We start from the raw sequence: 17,245 nt of genomic DNA, 5'->3' as shown, positions 1-17,245 counted from the left end.
GTATCAAGTTGAGTGGTACCGCGGGATAACATCTCGTCTCTTTCTACATAGTAGGAAGAGGCGTTTTTTATATAGAAAGGCATCATATGGATTTTAAAAAAGAAGTTGTTGAATTAATTAATAGTCAAGTAGATCTTCCAGAAGAAAAGATTAATGCTCTTATTGAACGTCCTAAGAACCCTAAGATGGGGGATTACGCATTTCCTTGTTTTGTTTTAGCAAAGACTATGCACAAGAATCCTGCAGAAATTGCCCAAAATATTGCTAGTGAATTATCAAGTGATGATTTTGCAAGTATTAAGGCTGTGGGACCATATGTTAACTTTGCAATTGATCACGAAAAGCTTATCTCTTCAACTTTAAAGGATGTTTTAGCAGCTGGAGAACACTATGGAGATCAAGAAATTGGTCACGGTAATGTTCCAATTGATATGTCCAGCCCTAACATTGCTAAGCCAATGAGTATGGGACACCTTCGTTCTACTGTAATTGGTAATTCAATTGCTAAAACTATGGAAAAAGTTGGCTATAACCCTATTAAAATTAATTACTTAGGTGATTATGGTACACAATTTGGTAAGTTGATTGCGGCTTATAAGCATTGGGGAAACGAAGAAGATGTGAAGAAAGATCCAATTATGAATCTTTTCCATTACTATGTACGTTTCCATAAAGAAGCTGAAGAAAATCCAGAACTTGAACAAGAAGGTCGTGAATGGTTTAAGAAGCTTGAAGAAGGCGATCCAGAAGCTGTTAAGCTTTGGAAGTGGTTCCGTGAAGTTTCACTAGCTGACTTTAACCGTATTTACAAAGAACTTGGTGTAGAATTTGATTCATATAATGGTGAAGCATTTTTCAATGATAAGATGCAACCAGTAATCGAAGAATTGAAGGATAAAGGCCTACTTCATGAATCTCGTGGTGCCCAAGTAGTTGATATGGGTGAAGATGAAAATCCAGCCATTATTGTTAAGTCAGATGGTACTTCAATTTACTTAACTCGTGACTTGGCAGCTGCTGAATGGAGAATGAAGGAATATGACTTTGCTAAGATGCTCTATGTAGTAGGTAATGAGCAAGCTCAACACTTTGTTGAACTTAAGACAGTTCTTAAGAAGATGGGCTATGACTGGTCAGATGATATTCACCATATTCCATTTGGTCTTATTACTCAAGGTGGTAAGAAGTTATCAACTAGAAAAGGTAACGTTGTTTTCCTTGATCAAGTATTGAAGGATGCTGTAAGCTTAGCTAAGAAGCAAATTGAAGAAAAGAATCCAGACTTAGCTGATCAAGACCAAGTTGCCCATGATGTTGGTGTAGGGGCTGTGATTTTCCATGATCTTAAGAATGACCGTCTTGATAGTTTTGACTTTGACTTAGAAGAAGTTGTCCGCTTTGAAGGTGATACTGGTCCTTACGTACAATACACTAATGCTCGTGCGCAAAGTGTCTTGCGCAAAGCTGCTGCAATGGGTAAGAAGCCAGCAGATAATAACTTTAATTTAGATGATGAATGGGCATTTGCAGTTGCAAAGGACTTAGCAGACTTCCCAAGAATTATTGCAAGAAGTGCAGATAAATTTGAACCATCTATAATTGCTAAATTTGCTTTAGGCTTATCCAAAAAATTCAACAAGTATTATGCTAATGTGAAGATCTTGACTGATGATGATCAACTTACTTCACGTCTTGCATTAGTAGAAGCAACATCAATTGTTCTTACAGAGAGCTTACGTCTTTTGGGTGTAAACGCTCCTAAAGAAATGTAGTGAAAATAAAATAATAACGCTTACATTTTGTGAAAACGTTGTTCATTTACTCAATAAAAGGTACAATGAACATGTAAGATTTTTAGGAGGTATTTTTTAAATGGCTTATTTTGATAACGGTAATCAAATCTTTTTAGATGCTCGTAAGAACCACTACGCTGTAGGTGCTTACAACACTAACAACTTGGAATGGACTCGTGCAGAACTTCGTGCTGCAGAAGAAACTAGAACTCCATTACTTATCCAAGTTTCAACTGGTGCTGCTAAGTACATGGGTGGCTACAAGTTCGTTAAGGACATGGTTGCTGACCAAATCGATTCAATGGGTATCTCAGTTCCAGTTATCTTGAACTTGGACCACGGTGACTACGACTCAGCAGTTGAATGTATCAAGCTTGGTTACTCATCAGTTATGTTTGATGGTCACAATCTTCCAATTGAAGAAAACTTAGCTAAGACTAAGGAAATCATCAAGCTTGCTCACGAACGTGGTATTTCAGTTGAAGCTGAAATCGGTAAGATTGGTGAAAACCAAGGCGGCGGTGAATTAGCTTCTGTTGAAGATGCTAAGGCATTCGTTGAAGCTGGTGTTGACAAGCTTGCTTGTGGTATTGGTAACATCCACGGTGTTTACCCAGATGACTGGAAGGGTCTTAACTTCACTCGTTTGAAGGAAATTGCTGACGCTGTTCCAAACACTCCACTTGTACTTCACGGTGGTTCAGGTATTCCTGAAGACCAAATCAAGAAGGCTATTCAACTTGGTATTGCTAAGATTAACATCAACACTGAATTCCAATTAGCATTCCAAGAAGCTACTCGTAAGTACATCGAAGAAGGTAAGGACGAAGACAAGAAGGACAAGGGTTACGACCCACGTAAGCTTCTCTTGCCAGGTACTGAAGCAATCACTGATAAGATGAAGGAAATGATTGCTTGGATGGGTACTAGAACTATCGATGACGAACTTAAGGATGTATCATTTGACCGTTCATCATTGAACGAAGAATAATCTCCTATTAAGGTAATAAAAAACGCAAGGATAAAATCCTTGCGTTTTTTGTTTTGAAAATTGATTTAGTTATATGATATAATTGATTGAAATCAATTACATGTAATTACTTTATGAGGTGGTAAAATATGGCTACAGTAAAAGAAACTAAAGTTAGAAAGCAAGGAAATTCTCTAGTTTTACTAGTACCTAAATCTTTTAATATAGATGAAAATACTAAAATGATTCCTGAGCTAACTAAAAATGGTATTTTTTATAAGTTTGCCCAAGATAATTTTTGGGATTTTGATGATAAAATCTTAGAAGATTTAGTAAATCAAGGTTATGAAGGAAAAAAATTAATTTCAAAATTTAAAGAGATGAAATCAAATATTCCTAGTGCTATTGATGAAATTGCTACCAAAGTAGATAAAGATGCACAGCCATTGACACAAGAGGAGTTTGAAAAAGAAATTGGTTTATAAAATTGAGTTTGGTAGTAATAAGCCTAAAAAATATATTAAGAAGTTAAAGGATAAAATATTAAAAAAGAAATTTTCTGACTTAATTTTTAAGGATATTGCTATTGATCCATATTCAGGAGAACCCAAAGAAGGCGATTTAGCGACAATTTATACAAAAAAACTGTGGTATCAAAAAACACAATATCGTATAGGATATAAAATTGAAGATGATAATACTATAGTGATTATATTGTTGATAGGTACTCGAGAAAATTTCTATGAAGAGTTAAAAAGATTGTTATAATTTTACCTTCAACTCATCAAAACTATAAGGCTTGATCAATTCCATCTCAACCGCTTCAAGTTGTAAATCACTTTCATCAAACTCAGGATTATATAAAGGATCGCCCACAATTGGACTCCCAAGTGAAGCCAAATGAACACGAATCTGGTGAGTACGGCCAGTTTCTAGACTTATTTTAACTTTAGCTGTGGATTTATTTTTTTGAATTAATTGATAGTGAGTTATCGACTTCAAGCCGTCTTCTCTTATCATTCGCTTGCGTTGATCTAGTGGATCGTGTCCAATCGGAGTAGTAATTGTACCAGAAGAGTTTAAATTTTCTGGATGAATCACAGTAGCTATATAGTTTCTTTTAAAAATCTTGCTTGTTAATTCTCGATTAAGAATTGGGACAACAGCAGGATTTTTTGCTACCAAAAGAAGACCACTAGTAAGCATATCAAGACGGTGAACGATATAAGGAGAATAGCCCAAGTAAGTTGCACAATCATTTAAAGCTGTATCAGTTTCAAATAAATTGGGGTGAGTTTTTTGTCCCTTAGGTTTATTAATAATCAATAAATTCTCATCTTCGTAAACAATCTCCGGCATTTTGCCACTAACAGGATAAGTTTGTTGCTGACTTTCGATAAAATCTAACTTTAATTGAACTTTATCATTAGGGTATACTAATTGATTAAAATAGCGATACTCACCGTTGACGGTAACTTGCTCTTTTGTCCGCAAAAAGTGGCGCCATTTACGTGGAATCAGGAGTTTTTGTAATAAATCACTGACTGAAATATCTGGTTTATCTTTTGGATATAAAAGTGTAAAATTGTATGTCATAATTTTTGTATTTTTCTTAAATCTCTAGATGAAAAACATATGTTTTTATCAAATATGGTAAAATCAACTTGTTATTGTAAAGGAGAATACGAGATGGACAACCAATATAATGATCGCGGATTTAAAGCAGCTTGGCGCCGTTTTGATAATCGCTTCTACATTGGCAGATGGATAATTGTGATCCTCTTGCTTTTGACTTTACTTACGTGTACGTATTACACCATTAAAGTCAAAACTTCAAATATCTCGAATTTGAAGGCGTCGCTTTCAACAACGACTACAATTTATGATTATAAAGGAAAAAAGGCTGGGTCTCTATACTCTCAAAAAGGTTCTTTTGTAAAATATAACCAAATCTCACCTAATATTAAAAATGCGGTGGTTGCTACAGAAGATAGAACTTTTTGGAAAAACCCAGGCTTCAGTATTAAAGGAATGGCTAGAGCTGGAGTTAATTTAATGCTTCATCATGGTGAAATTACTGGTGGGGGATCAACCCTAACCCAACAATTAGCCAAAAATTCCCTCTTAACTCAGCAGCAGACTTTTTCACGAAAGCTTGAAGAGCTATTTTTTGCAATAGAGATTAATAATGTCTACAGCAAGAAAGATATTTTAACAATGTATCTTAATAATGCTTATTTCGGTAATGGTGTTTGGGGAGTTCAAGATGCAAGTCGTAAGTATTTTGGTAAAAATGCCAGCGATGTGTCTTTATCTGAGGCTGCTACTTTAGCGGGAATGTTACGAAATCCTAGTTTTTATAATCCTATTGACCATATGGCAAATGCGACTGCAAGACGTAATGTGGTTTTAGGATTAATGGCTGATACTGGTAAGATTAGTAAACAAACAGCTACTGCCGCTTCTCAAACTGGACTTACTTTAAATGATACTTATCACGGCAAAGATGGTTATAAATATCCTTACTTCTTTGATGCTGTAGTTAATGAAGCTATCAATAAATATGGCTTAAAAGAAGAAGATGTCATGAATAAAGGGCTAAAAATTTATACGACTTTGAATCAAGATTATCAAGGTCAGATGCAAGAGAAATTTAATCAAAGCTGGCTTTTTCCAGCTGCAGCTTCTGATGGCACTCAAGTTCAAGGAGCAAGTGTAGCAATGGATCCTTCTACTGGTGCAGTTAGAGCAGTTGTTGGAGGTAGAGGAGAGCATGTGTTTAGAGGTTATAATCGAGCAACTCAAATGAAACGTCAGCCAGGTTCCTCAATTAAGTCACTTGCAGTTTATGCACCTGCTCTTCAAGAGGGGTATCATTATGATTCTGAACTTTCTAACAAATTACAAAAATTTGGTAAGAATGGTTATGAACCTCATAATGTTGATAATGGTTATTCTGATAAAATTCCAATGTATCAAGCTTTAGCTGAAAGTAAGAATGTACCAGCAGTTTGGCTTTTAGATAAAATTGGAGTTCAAAAAGGTGTTAAGTCTGTAGAAAACTTTGGCATCAATGTTCCAAAAAGCGACCAGAATTTAGCATTAGCCTTAGGTGGACTTTCAAGTGGGGTCTCTCCTCTTCAAATGGCTAGAGCTTATTCTGCTTTTGCAAATCAGGGGAACTTACCTGATAGTTCTTATTTTATTACTAAGATTACAGATGCTAGTGGAAATGTCTTAGTTGAAAATAATAATCCTAAAACGCATAAGATAATTTCGACTAATACTGCCAAAGAAATGACTACCATGATGCTTGGAGTATTTACAAATGGGACCGCAAAGAGTGCACAGCCGAATGGTTTTCGTGTTGCTGGAAAAACTGGCTCCACAGAAGTGCCAAATTCATACGGCTTTGGTACTAAGGACCAGTGGATTGTTGGTTATACTCCAGATATTGTATTAGCAACTTGGGTTGGTTTTGATAGAACTGATAAACAGCACTTTATGCAAGGTATTTCTGAAACTGGAATTACTAGACTTTATAAGGCTGAAATGGAAGGAATATTGCCATATACTGCTCAGACTCAATTTAGTGAAAAAGCACCAAGTCAATTAATTAAGCAAAATGGTTCAAATAATGATTGGACTGGTGGAATTGGCGATAAAATTCAAAAAGGAATAGGTTCTGCCCAAGAGACACTTAATCAATGGTATAATAATATCAAGGGTCTTTTTGGCAATTAAATTTTTTATAGAAAGAAGGATTTTTATCTTATGGTAAATATCTACGACAATGCTAATCAATTAGCAAAGGATTTACAAGAAACTCCTGAATTCAAGGATCTTCAAGCAGCAGTTAAGGCTGTAATGGATGACCAAGAAAGTGCTGACTTATTCAAGAAGATGGATGCACTTCAAACTAAGATCATCAACGCTCAACAAACTGGTGCACCACTTAGTGAAGATGATCAAAAGGCATACCAAGATTTAAATAAGAAAGTTCAAGATAACAAGAACATTGTAAAGCTTTTACAAACTGAACAAGTTTTGTACAAGTTGCTTGATGATGTTCAAAAGACTTTCACTAATCCAATTAACGATCTTTACGCAGATCTTAGAAAATAAGGTAATATGAAATTTATTCATTTTGCTGATGCGCATTTAGATAGTCCATTTCGTGGGCTATCTTTTTTGCCATCTAAAGAATTTAACAAAATACATAATGCAGCTAATCAGTCTTTAGAAAAGATTGTTGATTTGGCTGTAGAAAAGCAGGTTGATTTAGTTTTAATAGCCGGAGATACTTTTGATAGTAGTAAGGCTAGTCCAAGTAGTCAGTTATTTTTTGCTAAAGAAATCAAAAAATTAACAGATGCTAGAATTCAAGTAGTAATGATTTTTGGAAATCATGACCATATGAATGAGGGGGATTTATTAATAGAAAAGAGTCCCTACTTTAAATTATTGGGTACAAATGAGAATATAGAAAAGGCAAGTTTTGAAACAAAAGCTGGTTTTAAATACGATGTGGTAGGTTTTTCATATTTAAATAATCATATCGAAGAAGATATGATAAAAAATTTCCCTATAAAAAATTCCAATTTTACGTTTGGGCTAATGCACGCTCAAGAAAAAAGTTCGTCTGGAAAAAATGTCTATGCTCCATATACTAATCAAGAAATAAAAAATTTGAATTATGATTATTTTGCTTTAGGCCATATCCATAAAAGACAGATTATCTCTGAACACCCATTAGTAGTTTATCCGGGAAATATTCAAGGGCGTCACATTAATGAATTAGGCGAAAAGGGATGTTATTTAGGTGAAGTTGATGAAAAGAATAAAAATGTTAAAATTAGTTTTCTAAAAACTGCACCAATTACTTGGCAAGAAGCTAAAATAGAGATTAAGCAAGAAGTAACTAAAAATGAATTGCAAAATTTAATTTTAGAAACTTTGTACCCTGCAGAAACTACTTATTATTCTTTAAAAGTTATTGGTGCGCAAAACTTAACTGATGAGGAAATGGAATTATTAAATGATAGTAGTTTTTGGCTATCGATATCATTGCAGCTTGCATATGGGTCCCAGTTAGTTGATGTAAGGTTTGAATCAAATGATAGATTGCAACTTAATTCTAATGATGATCAAGCTTTTAAAGATGCTAAAGAGTCAATCTTTGAGGAGGAATTTTTACAGATTGCTTCAGATTGGGCAAAAAAAGATATCTTAAGCAGTCGATTGGTTAATAGTCCATCATTTAAAAAACACGTAAAAGAGCTTGCCGAAGTGAAGCTAGCTAGTCGATTGAAAGGACTTAGGGATGATACTTAAAGAGATAAAAATTATTAATTTTGGACAATTATCTGATTTAACGTTTGATTTACCAAGTTCACATTTAAATATCTTTTTTGGCGCTAATGAAGCTGGTAAAAGTACTACTGTGGCTTTCATTAAGCAAATTATGTTTGGCTTTTATCTGAGAAATAATTCCTCTCCATTTTTTGAAGATTATAAACCTCTTGCTCAAGTTTCTCCAATGGGTGGAGCACTATATTTTGAAGATGAAAAAACTGGTGACCGATATAAATTAGAACGTTTATGGGCTAAAGGAGATAAAACCAAGCGCGGAATTTTAACTGTAAAAAAAGATGGCGAAGAAGTTCCTCCAAATGTCTTTTTTGATAAAATTCATAATATTGATGATGATTTTTATACCGATAGCTTTATTTTTAATCAAGAAATGTTAGGAAAAATTACAGCTCTTAAACAAGAAGACTTGCTTGAACGAATTTACTATTTAGGAGCAGCTAATAGTACTCAATTGATTGAGGAAAGAGATAAGTTTGCTAAAGAAGCAGGGATGATGTTTAAAAAAAATGGTAAAAAACCAGAAGTAAATCGTTTGCTTCAAGAGCTTCAAACAAAGCGTGAAGATTTGACAGAAAGTCAGACGGAATTTTCTCGTTATAAAGAGTTACAGGCAGAATTTGATTGCCAAAATAAAAAGTTAGCTGAACAAAACAATGCCTTAGCAGAATTGACTAATCAAAAACATCATCTAGAAAAGTTAAAAAAGGATTTTGTTAATTATCAAACTTTACAGAAATTGAATGAGCAAAAGAAAAAGATAAGTTTTGATAATCAAAATTATCAAAAAACACAATCCTTATATGCTCAAGAAACTAATTTAAAGGAAATTATTGCTAATGAACAACGGCATTTAGAAAAGTTAGCCGACAATAAGTGGGAAAATAATTATGATGAACTTTTGCAAAAAAAGCCGGAGCTTTTGCAATGGCAGGCAGAAGATAGGGCCTATCGGCAAAAAGCAGATCAAATTAAGGCTGAAGAAGAACAAATTTTAGCTTTAACCTCAGAATTAGGACAAGTTTTAGATAAAAGCCATGAGCAGATTCAAGAACTGCAAACTGATTTTAATAAACTGCCGAAAAAAGAAAATGTTGTCCAATCTTCCCAGTCAATTATTAATTCCACAACAGTTATAGGTCTGCTAGTAACTGTTTTAGGAATAGCGGGCGTCACTTTATTGAAAAGCAGTGCGGTGATTTTTATCATTGCAGGTTTAATTATAGGAATATATGGTGGCTATTCTCAGTTTAATAAAAATAAAAAAGTAAAATTACTAGCAGATAAAGCTAAAATTGCAAATCAAAAAAGAATTAACTTTCAAAATAAATATGGTTTAAATCCTGATCAATTAAATTTGAAGGATTTATTATGGCAACTAAATCAATATAAGCTAAAGCTTCAAGCAGAAAAGGAAAACAGTAAGCTCCTTAATGAACTTAGTACTAATTTAATTCATTTAGCTAATGGATTAAGTAAAGCTCTAAATAGAAAAGTACAACCTGAATTTAAGGACTTATTAGTGGCTTTAAATGAACTTGAAACTGAAAACCGAATTTTTCTTCAAAATCAAAATAAACGCCATGAAATTCAAGCTAATTTAGAAAATAATCAACAACAACTTAAAGAAGTTACGCTACAAATCAAACTTTTATTAGCACAAGCTGGTGTAGCAGATATTGAAGAATATAATGATTTATATAAAGAGTATTTAGAACAAGCTAAAATTCAAACGCAAATTGCAACCTTAAAAACAAATCTTGCTGATAGTTTGGATGAATTGAAAAAACTTGCCCAATCCTCTGATAATTTAGACGAACAATTAAAAGAAGTTTCTGTTAAAATTACACAGAAGGAAAAAGAAATTTCTACTTTACATCAAAATGTTGCAAAAATTCAGGTTCAATTAACTAATTTGGCTAATTCGACTGTTATTTTTGAAAAAAAGCAGTCTTTAGCTGAAACCGAAGCTCAGTTTGTCAATGCTAGTAAAGAATATTTAGCTGCTCTTTTTGCTTCTAAATGGATTGCCCGTGCACTTGATTTAGCTTCTAATGAACGCTTCCCTAAAATGCTTAAAAGCGCTAAAGAATACTTTAATATTTTAACGGGTGGACGCTATAATGATATCATTTTAGACAAGAAATTATCTGTTGTAAGAAGCGATGGTAAAAAGCGAGAAGTTAAATTTTTATCAAGAGGAACGAGTGAACAATTATATTTTGCTTTGAAATTAGCATTTATTGAACAAATTAAGAATCAAATCAATCTACCGATTTTAATTGATGATTCATTTGTGAACTTTGATAATTCTAGAATAGAGTATATTGTTAAATTATTGAAAAAAGTGGCAGACTCTAATCAAATCTTGATTTTTACAGCTCAAGAAAATTTGATTGATAAATTAGGAATCAGGCCATTAACTTTTGAAAGGAACGAAAATGCTTAAAAGATTGCTTGATTATAATGATGGCGAGGAAATGGATCTCGTAGTAATGATAAAGAATTCTCAATTGAGACATACCAAAAAGGATAAGCTTTATTTAGCCTTATCTTTAGGAGATGAATCAGGAGAAATTAGAGCTAACTACTGGGATGCTAGTCAAAGGGATAGCGATATCTTTTCCACTGGAACTATTGTTGAAGTAAATGGAAAAAGAGAAGAATATCAAGGTCGTCCTCAAATTAAAATTTATTCTTTGAGAACTGTTAGTGAACAAGAGGGATATGATTTAGATGCCTTTATCAAGTCGGCTCCTGAAAAAGCTAGTGATATGCAGGAAGAAATTGGCAAGTATGTCTTTGAAATTTTGAATCCAATTTGGAATCGAATCGTAAGATATTTACTTAAAAAATGGGGAAAACGTTTTTATGAGTATCCTGCAGGTAAAAGTAATCACCATGCAGTTCGTGCTGGTCTTGCTTATCACACTGTATCAATGCTTAGGGATGCTAAAGGGCTTGCTGATAATTATCCGCAGGTAAATCGTTCTTTATTGTATGCTGGGTGTATTTTACATGATATGGGAAAGGTATTAGAGTTAACTGGTCCAGCTGCCACTCAATATACAACTGAAGGTAATTTAGTAGGGCATTTAGTTTTGATTGACGAGCAAATAATGATGGCAGCACAGGATTTAAAGTTAGATTTAGAATCTGAAGATTTGCTGTTGCTTAGACATATGGTTTTATCTCATCATGGAAAATTTGAATATGGTTCACCTAAATTGCCTGCTCTTTTAGAAGCGGAACTTTTACATAGAATTGATGATTTAGATGCTTCAATATATGCAATTACTAATGCTTTGCAACATACTAAACCAGGACAATTCACTGAAAATATTATGAGTCAAGATGGTAGAAGATTCTATAGACCTAAAGATGATCCTGCTTTATCTAATAGTAAAAAACTTGAATAAAACAAAAAAGCAGCTGCATGGCTGCTTTTTGTATAGTAATAAAAATTTTACTTCTTCAAGTCACTGCTTGAAATGTATGAAGATAATACATTCTTCAAGTCGTTATCCTTAATTGAAACATCAGCACGCTTCAATACAGTAGCGATAACACTTCTCATAGTTTCTTGGTCTTGAGCCATTGATGCGTAAATTTGGTCGTCAATTGCCTTCTTGTGTGAACTGAAGCTACCCTTAGCTGGGTGGTTGATCATCTTAATTACATGATAACCAGATTGTGATTTAACTGGAGTTTCAGTAACTTCACCAGTCTTAAGCTTAAATGCAGCAGTCTTGAAGCTACTGTCTAAAGTGGTGTCAGTTGAGTCAAATGCTGGTAGTTTTCCGGCACTATTCTTAGTAGCAGTATCAAGTGAGTACTTCTTAGCCAAACTCTTGAAACTCTTACCATCTTTTAATTGCTTGATGATATCTTCAGCAGTTGACTTTTTAGCTACTAAAATATGTTGAACAGTAACTTTAGGTTGGTATGACTTCCAAGCTTCTTGTTCTTGCTTCTTAGTAACCTTCTTAATGCTCTTAAGAGCTGCTTCTGAAAGAAGGTTAGTCTTCAAGTTTTGCTTGAATGAGCTAGCAGTCATTCCGTTTTGTTGAAGAACAGCACTGAATTGAGAGCCGTATTGCTTCTTGTAGTTGTTGTATTGCTTATCAACTTCTTTTTGAGAAACCTTGCTACCGTATTGTTCTTCTAAAGCACGATTAATAATCATGTTAGCAAGAGCACTTTGACCAGCTTGTGACTTCTTCATATCATCGTAGTATTGTTCTTGAGTGATCTTACCACCTTTGTAAGATACAACAGTTTTATTACCACTTGAACAAGCAGAAAGTGATAGTGCAACACCTGCAACTGCTAAAGCGGCAGCCGCTTTTTTCATATATTTCTTCATAAAAAAATTCTCCACATCCTTAATAAAATTAAGTAACCGACAATTAATATACCACAAATTAAGCTTACTTGTTTTCAAAGCTTAAATTTTCACAGAAAAATCAAACTTTCTTTAATTTTTCTTAGGAGTCTCATCTAAATCTGTTTCAATTTTATGAGCTGATTTTTCAATGTTAGTTACATCTGGTTCGATTCTTTCACTGTAATGTTTAACATCGTCTCCAATATCACTAACTGCGCGTTGAGCTTGTGGAAGAGTCTGTGATAATTCGTAGCTTGCTTTTTTAGCATTTTGAATGCCTTCTGCTAAGCTTTCTGCATCATACATAAAGCTATCAAAGTCACGCTTGATGGGAGCACCTAAGCGTTTGCCATTTTGATCTTTAAAAAGTGATAAAACAAATCCAGCAGCAGCTCCTGCAGCTAAGCCTAATCCAAATTTACTCAAATTTTTTCTCCTTAGAATTGTTCTTTGATTTTTTCAGCAACTTCAGTATATTTTGCCTCATCATAATCATCGGCATTGTTGCGAGTCATAAGGTGTAAGCCATCACCTTCAAAACGTGGGATAAAGTGAATATGAGAATGCATGACAACTTGTCCTGCAACTTCACCGTTATTGGTGGTGATGTTCATACCAGTTACATTTGGAAATGCCTTTTTAATTGCATTTGCAATTTCTGGAATATATTGTAAATATTTTTTAGCATCTTCGTTAGTGTAGTCAAATAAGTTTACAATGTGTTTTTTAGGAATCATTAAAACATGACCAGGATTTACTTGAGAAATATCAAGAAAAGCCTTAACATCATCATTTTCAAAGACAGTGTAACTTGGAACATCGCCTTTGATGATTTTACAGAATAAACAATCATCTACTAAATTTTCCATAAATAAACCTTCTTTAAAATTTTAGTTTGTTAATACTTCCATGTTATCATAAATGAAGTAAACATAACTAAAGAAAGATAGGAAAAAATGAGTTTAAAGATTGAAAATCTAACAGGAGGCTATACTGGGGTTCCTGTTATTAAAGATATAAATTTAGAAATAAAATCAGGGCAGGCTCTGGGGCTTATTGGACTTAACGGAGCTGGGAAGTCAACGACAATTAAGCATATTCTGGGGCTACTTCGTCCACAAAAAGGAAAAATCATTTTAAATGATGTTGTTTTAACGCAAAATCCGACTAAGTTTAAGCGTCAAGTTGCTTATATTCCTGAAACTCCGGTTCTTTATCCAGAATTAACTTTAAAAGAACATTTAGAATTAACCATGCTTAGTTATAATTTAGATGAAAAAAAGGCCTGGACAAGAGCACATGAGCTTTTAAAGATGTTTAGATTAGATGATAAGCTAGAATGGCTTCCAATTCACTTTTCTAAAGGGATGCGTCAAAAAGTCATGATTGTGTCGGCATTTTTAGCAAATACTAGTTTGCTTGTAATTGATGAGCCATTTACTGGACTTGATCCACTAGCGGTAGCAAATTTAATTGACTTAATTAAAAAAGCAATTGCTGATGGCAAGATGGTTTTAATGACGACGCATGTTTTAGCAGATGCACAACAGGCTATTTCAAATTATGCCGTTCTTAATAATGGCACTATTGAAATTATTGGTTCTTTGAAAGAAATTCGTCAGCACTATGGCTTAAAACCAGATGATCCTTTTGACAAGTTATATCAAGTATTGAATCAGGTGGATCATCATGAATAATATTGCGAAGAGACGTTTGAATGAGAATTTCAAACAATCAGTTAAATACTTAACATTGGTTTTCAATGATTTCTTCATTTTAGCATTGATTTTCTTATTTGGTGCTTTAATGTTTTGGTATGCTCAATCAATGAAAACAATGCCAAGCAACTTGTGGTTTTATAAACCTTTAGTTGGAATTTTACTTTGGGTGCCGCTATTAACCGGACACTTAGTTACGCTTATTCGTGAAGCTGATATGCAGTTTTTATTTACACAAGATAAAAATATGGGGCAATATTTGAAGCCGATGTTTCGCTATAGTTTGATATTGCCGGTAATTTTAGAATTGTTATTAGCAGGAATACTTTTCCCATTTGCAAATCTTAAAGCACAAATAGGAGTAGCAAATTATATTTCATTAGTAATAGTTGCTCTTATTTTAAAGTATGATGAATTATGTGCTGAAGAAAATAATTTATATTTTGGTCAAAAAATAAACTTTAATATATTGAGCTTATTAGCTTTAATAATTATGATTGCAAGTAGTTATTGGGAAGTTATTGGATTATGTCTTGGCGTAATAGGAATGTTTTTTGAGCCTAATTTTCAACCAGCATTTGGAGATAAAATTAATAAAAAGAATTTATTTGATTGGCGCTATGCAATTGACACTGAACGACTTAGAAAAGATCGTGTATATTCAATCTTTTCAATGTTTACTGATGTTCAAGAAAAGCAAGTAACAATCAAGCGCAGAAAGTATTTAGACTTTTTACTTCCTAAGAATTTAGCTAAAGAAAATCCAAATAAGTTTTTATATCAAAGATCACTTCTTAGAAATCCAGAATATTTAAACTTGCTTGTGCGAATGACTATTTTTGCAATTTTAATTTCTTGGCTGGTACAAGATTGGAAATGGGCGTTAGGCTTGGCTGCTTTGGTAGTATTTTTAACAGCTTATCAATTGCTTCCAATGGCAACTGAATTTGATTCGAATATTATGTATCGCGTTTATCCAATTAGCCGTGATAATCGTGGACGTAATTTGGTACAAGTTTTAAGTTTAGCTTTGCTCTTGCAATGGCTGGTGATTAGTGTATTCTGGTTAGTTGTACTAAATGTTAACTTGAATGTTTTTGAGGCAATTGCGGCATTATTTGTCTTTGTTTGGATTTTAAATGTTGGCTATTTGCCTTACAAGGTCAAGAATAAGAAGTAAAGGAATAGAAAAATGAGACTAAGAAACAAACCTTGGGCTGTTAAGCTTGTAAATGATCATCCAGAAAGTGTTTTGCAAAATCCTGATCCACAAGTAAAAATCGATTGGAAAAAACGCTTTAAAAATCCTGATGCTCCTCTTCAAATTGAAGTTGGATCTGGTAAGGGAGCTTTTATTACAACTTTAGCTAAGCAAAACCCGGATAAGAATTTTGTAGCTTTAGAACTGCAAACTACAGCAGCAGGAATTATTTTGAGAACTAAACTTGAAGAAGGTTTGGAAAACTTACAAATTTTACGTGGTGATGCCGCTGATATTGATCTTTTCTTTGAAGAAAATAGTGCTGAAATTATTTACTTGAACTTTAGTGATCCATGGCCTAAGACTCGCCATGAAAAACGCCGTTTAACTTATAAGAGTTTTTTGGCAAAATATGAAAAGGTATTAATGCCTGAAGGTCATATTGAATTTAAGACAGATAATTCTGGCTTGTTTGCTTATTCTGTTCAAAGTCTCAACAATTATGGAATGCATTTTGATTTTGTATCAGTTGACTTACATCATGAAAAAGCAGAAATCGTTGAAAAGAATGTAGAAACTGAATATGAGCATAAGTTTGCTGCAAAGGGTAATCCGATTTATGCTCTTCATGCAACTTTTAAAACAAAATAGTTGGCAAAGTTACCATTCTTGATTATAATACTTATAAAAAGTAAGCTAGTAGAAATGAGGTAACTCAAATGGAGGAAATTAAAGAATTAACTGAAAATAAGCTTAAGGAAATTACAAAAGATGGCAGAGTTGTACTTGAATTTTCAGCAGCTTGGTGCCCAGACTGCCGCTTTTTAGATCCATTTATGCCACAAATTGAAAAAGATTTTCCAAATGCAAAGTTTTATAAAATCGACCGTGATGGATCAATTGATTTAGCTAAAAAATTAAATATTATGGGAATTCCTTCGTTTGTTGTCTACCAAGATGGTCAAGAAATTGGTAGACTAGTTAATAAGGACCGTAAGACAAAAGATGAAGTTGAAAACTTCTTGCGGTCACTTGACTAAAAGAGGAGATTTTAATAAATGATCACTAGTATTAATAAAGAAGCATATCCAAATACTTTGATCGTTATCTTAGGTGAAGACAACGGCAGAAGTGAATTTGAAGAAAAAAGCGATGTAACTCGTGTTACTGACAAAGATGGTAAGTTGATTGGTTACAACTTCTTTAATGTAAATGAAGTATTGGATTATGATAAGTTGCCAAATGGTGAAGTTCATTTAAATGATGATGAACTTGATGCGCTTAATAAGAAGCTTGAAGAAGTTGGCTTTGAAGGCAATCTTGAATATGGTAAGCCAACTTTAGTTTATGGTTATGTTAAAACTTGTCAGCCACATCCAGATAGTGACCACTTGCATGTAACTACTATTGATGTAGGTGGAGAAGAACACCAAATTGTCTGTGGTGCTCCAAACATTGCTCAAGGTCAAAAGGTAGTAGTTGCACTTCCTGGTACTTTGATGCCAAATGGTCAACAAATTTGGCCAGGTAGCTTGCGCGGTGTTGATTCATACGGTATGATTTGTTCTGCACGTGAATTAGGTCTTCCACATGCACCACAAAAGCGTGGAATTATGGTTGTTCCAGATAGCTTTGAAGTTGGTGCTGAATTTGAACCAACTAAGTGTGATGAATTAATTGCTAGTGGTGAAATCACTTTGTAATTTATATTGAAAAAGAGGTCCAGTAAGCCTCTTTTTTATTTTGGTTAAAATTTTTACTAAAAAAATGGTAAAATTATAAACGAATAAATTGCAATTAAATGTT

18 protein-coding genes are annotated in these 17,245 nt (G+C 33.6%); 14 read left to right on the top strand and 4 right to left on the bottom strand.

Annotation, left to right across the window (positions count from 1 at the left end; translation table 11 throughout):
* Positions 1-86 precede the first annotated feature (86 nt).
* The 4 genes from argS to FOD82_RS06055 all read left to right on the top strand — a co-directional run bounded on the left by argS (position 87) and on the right by FOD82_RS06055 (position 3,531).
* A complete protein-coding gene (argS, locus tag FOD82_RS06070; RefSeq protein ID WP_144355589.1) occupies positions 87-1,772 on the top strand; it encodes an arginine--tRNA ligase in 1,686 nt (561 codons plus the stop codon).
* 100 nt (positions 1,773-1,872) lie between these two features.
* The gene (locus tag FOD82_RS06065; RefSeq protein ID WP_144355588.1) at positions 1,873-2,784 is read left to right on the top strand and encodes a ketose-bisphosphate aldolase; all 912 of its coding nucleotides are present in this window, start codon (positions 1,873-1,875) and stop codon (positions 2,782-2,784) included.
* Positions 2,785-2,912: 128 nt separating this feature from the next.
* A complete protein-coding gene (locus tag FOD82_RS06060) occupies positions 2,913-3,248 on the top strand; it encodes a toxin-antitoxin system (RefSeq protein ID WP_144355587.1) in 336 nt (111 codons plus the stop codon).
* A complete protein-coding gene (locus FOD82_RS06055) occupies positions 3,238-3,531 on the top strand; it encodes a type II toxin-antitoxin system RelE/ParE family toxin (RefSeq protein ID WP_144355586.1) in 294 nt (97 codons plus the stop codon). The genes FOD82_RS06060 and FOD82_RS06055 overlap by 11 nt, the downstream gene beginning before the upstream one ends.
* On the opposite strand, the gene FOD82_RS06050 is transcribed toward FOD82_RS06055, so the two are convergent.
* Complete coding sequence (locus tag FOD82_RS06050; RefSeq protein WP_144355585.1) at positions 3,526-4,359, bottom strand: RluA family pseudouridine synthase; 834 nt, start codon at positions 4,357-4,359, stop codon at positions 3,526-3,528. The genes FOD82_RS06055 and FOD82_RS06050 overlap by 6 nt on opposite strands.
* Before the next feature lie 93 nt (positions 4,360-4,452).
* Between FOD82_RS06050 and FOD82_RS06045 the strand changes: the two genes are divergently transcribed.
* The 5 genes from FOD82_RS06045 to FOD82_RS06025 are packed head-to-tail and all read left to right on the top strand — an operon-like array spanning position 4,453 to position 11,552.
* Positions 4,453-6,507, top strand: a complete 2,055-nt coding sequence (locus FOD82_RS06045; protein ID WP_144355584.1) for a PBP1A family penicillin-binding protein — start codon at positions 4,453-4,455, stop codon at positions 6,505-6,507.
* Positions 6,508-6,537: 30 nt separating this feature from the next.
* Positions 6,538-6,888: a YlbF family regulator gene (locus FOD82_RS06040; RefSeq protein ID WP_144355583.1), complete on the top strand. Its 351-nt coding sequence runs from the start codon at positions 6,538-6,540 to the stop codon at positions 6,886-6,888.
* A gap of 6 nt (positions 6,889-6,894) precedes the next feature.
* Positions 6,895-8,097 (top strand): DNA repair exonuclease, encoded by a 1,203-nt coding sequence (locus FOD82_RS06035; protein ID WP_144355582.1) that lies wholly within the window; start codon positions 6,895-6,897, stop codon positions 8,095-8,097.
* Positions 8,087-10,582 carry an AAA family ATPase gene (locus tag FOD82_RS06030; RefSeq protein WP_144355581.1) on the top strand — a complete coding sequence of 832 codons (2,496 nt, stop codon included), beginning with the start codon at positions 8,087-8,089 and terminating at the stop codon, positions 10,580-10,582. Before FOD82_RS06035 ends, FOD82_RS06030 begins: the two co-directional genes overlap by 11 nt.
* Positions 10,575-11,552, top strand: a complete 978-nt coding sequence (locus tag FOD82_RS06025; RefSeq protein WP_144355580.1) for an HD domain-containing protein — start codon at positions 10,575-10,577, stop codon at positions 11,550-11,552. The genes FOD82_RS06030 and FOD82_RS06025 overlap by 8 nt, the downstream gene beginning before the upstream one ends.
* A 47-nt stretch (positions 11,553-11,599) precedes the next feature.
* Here the strand turns inward: FOD82_RS06025 and FOD82_RS06020 are convergent, their stop codons facing one another.
* The 3 genes from FOD82_RS06020 to FOD82_RS06010 all read right to left on the bottom strand — a co-directional run bounded on the left by FOD82_RS06020 (position 11,600) and on the right by FOD82_RS06010 (position 13,389).
* Positions 11,600-12,499 carry a peptidylprolyl isomerase PrsA gene (locus FOD82_RS06020; RefSeq protein ID WP_144355579.1) on the bottom strand — a complete coding sequence of 300 codons (900 nt, stop codon included), beginning with the start codon at positions 12,497-12,499 and terminating at the stop codon, positions 11,600-11,602.
* A gap of 111 nt (positions 12,500-12,610) precedes the next feature.
* Positions 12,611-12,946, bottom strand: a complete 336-nt coding sequence (locus FOD82_RS06015; protein WP_144355578.1) for a hypothetical protein — start codon at positions 12,944-12,946, stop codon at positions 12,611-12,613.
* A gap of 11 nt (positions 12,947-12,957) precedes the next feature.
* The gene (locus tag FOD82_RS06010) at positions 12,958-13,389 is read right to left on the bottom strand and encodes an HIT family protein (protein WP_144355577.1); all 432 of its coding nucleotides are present in this window, start codon (positions 13,387-13,389) and stop codon (positions 12,958-12,960) included.
* A gap of 87 nt (positions 13,390-13,476) precedes the next feature.
* Here FOD82_RS06010 and FOD82_RS06005 point away from each other — a divergent pair, with 87 nt between their 5' ends.
* The 5 genes from FOD82_RS06005 to ytpR all read left to right on the top strand — a co-directional run bounded on the left by FOD82_RS06005 (position 13,477) and on the right by ytpR (position 17,142).
* Positions 13,477-14,217, top strand: a complete 741-nt coding sequence (locus FOD82_RS06005) for an ABC transporter ATP-binding protein (protein ID WP_144355576.1) — start codon at positions 13,477-13,479, stop codon at positions 14,215-14,217.
* Positions 14,210-15,418 carry an ABC transporter permease gene (locus FOD82_RS06000; RefSeq protein WP_144355575.1) on the top strand — a complete coding sequence of 403 codons (1,209 nt, stop codon included), beginning with the start codon at positions 14,210-14,212 and terminating at the stop codon, positions 15,416-15,418. Before FOD82_RS06005 ends, FOD82_RS06000 begins: the two co-directional genes overlap by 8 nt.
* Before the next feature lie 12 nt (positions 15,419-15,430).
* Positions 15,431-16,090 (top strand): tRNA (guanosine(46)-N7)-methyltransferase TrmB, encoded by a 660-nt coding sequence (trmB, locus tag FOD82_RS05995; protein WP_144355574.1) that lies wholly within the window; start codon positions 15,431-15,433, stop codon positions 16,088-16,090.
* 68 nt (positions 16,091-16,158) lie between these two features.
* Complete coding sequence (locus FOD82_RS05990) at positions 16,159-16,479, top strand: thioredoxin family protein (protein WP_144355573.1); 321 nt, start codon at positions 16,159-16,161, stop codon at positions 16,477-16,479.
* A gap of 18 nt (positions 16,480-16,497) precedes the next feature.
* Complete coding sequence (gene ytpR / locus FOD82_RS05985; RefSeq protein ID WP_144355572.1) at positions 16,498-17,142, top strand: YtpR family tRNA-binding protein; 645 nt, start codon at positions 16,498-16,500, stop codon at positions 17,140-17,142.
* Positions 17,143-17,245 lie beyond the last annotated feature (103 nt).

Source organism: Lactobacillus sp. LL6 (genome assembly GCF_007570935.1).
GTDB lineage: Bacteria > Bacillota > Bacilli > Lactobacillales > Lactobacillaceae > Lactobacillus.
This window is presented reverse-complemented; position numbering and strand designations above follow the sequence as displayed.